General features: G+C 63.4%; 1 protein-coding gene. It reads left to right on the forward strand.

Translation table 11 applies throughout. The features are described from left to right. Positions 1 to 34: 34 nt before the first annotated feature. On the forward strand, positions 35 to 1,594 hold a 1,560-nt coding region (locus AC1D1X_RS22905), incomplete at its 3' end, for an efflux RND transporter permease subunit (protein WP_477699289.1).

A 1,594-nucleotide genomic window follows, 5' to 3' on the forward strand; every position in this document is an offset into this window, starting at 1 on the left:
AGCGGCAGCCGCGCCGTAGCCCCCACAGGCCCTTATGCAACTCGCTGAAGTTTCCATACGCCGCCCGGTCTTTGCCACCGTGCTGTCTTTGCTCATCGTTCTGGTCGGTGCGGTGAGCTTCAACCGCCTTTCGGTGCGTGAATATCCCAAGATCGATGAACCCGTTGTGACCGTGAGCGTGCGCTATGCAGGCGCATCCGCGGAGGTCATAGAAACGCAGGTGACCAAGCCGCTGGAAGATTCCATCGCAGGCATTGATGCTGTCGACGTCATCACCTCCATCAGCCGTGCCGACCAGGCGCAGATCAGCGTGCGTTTCAGGCTCGAAAAAGACGCTGACTCGGCTGCCGCCGAAGTACGCGACCGCACGTCGCGCGTGCGCAACCGGCTGCCTCAGGCGATTGAAGAGCCTGTGATCGCCAAGGTCGAGGCCGATGCCTTTCCGGTTATCCAGGTGGCTTTTTCCAGCGATTCACTGACGCCGCTACAGATCAACGACCTGGTCAACCGCATTGTCAAGCCGCGCCTGCAGACCGTGACCGGCGTGGCCGACGTGCGCGTCTTTGGCGAGCGCAAGTACGCCATGCGCGTCTGGCTGGACACCGACAAGCTCGCTTCCTACAAGCTGACCACGCAGGACGTGGAAGACGCCATCAGCCGCAGCAACCTGGAGCTGCCGGCCGGCCGCATCGAGTCCCAGCAGCGCGAATTCAGCGTGACCTCGCAGACTGACCTGGTCAGGCCCGCGCAGTTTCGCGAGATCGTCATCAAGAATGTGAACGGCTTTTCCGTCAAGGTGCGCGACGTCGCGCGCGTGGAGGAGGGCGCAGCCGACGAGCGCACGGCGGTCAGGCTCAACGGCCGCTCCGCTGTGGCAGTCGGCGTCATCCGCCAGGCAACGGCCAACCCGCTGGACCTGTCCAGGGGGGTGCGGGAGGCCTTTCCCAAGCTGAAGGCTGACCTGCCGTCCGACATGCTGATTGACGTCGCCAACGACAACTCGGTGTTCATCGACCGTTCCGTGAACAACGTGTACCACACCATCGCCGAGGCGATCGTGCTGGTGGCCCTGGTGATCTTTGTGTTCCTTCGCACCCTGCGCGCCTCCATCATCCCCATCGTCACCATCCCGGTGAGCCTGATCGGCACCTTCGGCATGATGGCGCTGGCGGGCTTCACCATCAACACGCTGACCCTGCTGGCGCTGGTGCTGGCTATCGGCCTGGTGGTGGACGATGCCATCGTGATGCTGGAAAACATCTTCCGGCACATTGAGGAAGGCATGGACCCGTTCTCGGCCGGCATCAAGGGCGCGCGTGAGATCGGCTTTGCCGTGGTCACCATGACGGCCACGCTGGTAGCCGTGTATGCGCCGCTGGCGTTTACGCCGGGCCGCACCGGGCGGCTCTTCGTGGAGTTTGCCCTGGCGCTGGCCGGTGCGGTGGTGGTGTCGGGCTTTGTGGCGCTGACGCTCACGCCCATGATGTGCACCCAGCTGCTCAAGCACAATCCCAAGCCCAATCGTTTTGACCGGTTCATGGAGCGGGCGTTGACGTCGATTTCCGACCGTTACGGCTCGGTGCTGCGTTGGGTC

It is taken from the genome of Polaromonas sp. P1_G4, from assembly GCF_056405475.1.